1 protein-coding gene is annotated in these 324 nt (G+C 33.0%); it reads left to right on the top strand.

The window, feature by feature from the left end; genetic code table 11:
• The coding region (locus N3F66_15125; protein ID MCX8125479.1) for a glycogen synthase GlgA at window positions 1-324 on the top strand (324 nt) is incomplete at both ends.

Raw genomic sequence — 324 nt, 5'->3', positions numbered from 1 at the left:
AAATCAACGAGAATATACCAATTATTGGAATTGTTTCAAGATTTGCCCAACAAAAAGGTTTGCATTTACTTTTTGGTACAATTGAAAGAATACTCGAAAATATGATTGTTCAATTCGCAATTTTAGGCTCTGGTGATAAAGGTTTAGAAGGATATTTCGGTTATTTACCGTCCAAATATCCTGGTAAAATTGGAAGCTATATCGGTTATAATGAAAGACTGGCTCATTTAATCGAAGCTGGCTCGGACTTCTTTCTAATGCCTTCAATATATGAACCTTGTGGCTTAAACCAAATTTATTCCCTAAAATATGGTACTTTACCTA

Source organism: Spirochaetota bacterium, from assembly GCA_026414805.1.
In the GTDB taxonomy this organism is placed as follows: Bacteria; Spirochaetota; UBA4802; order UBA4802; family UB4802; genus UBA4802.
This window is presented reverse-complemented; position numbering and strand designations above follow the sequence as displayed.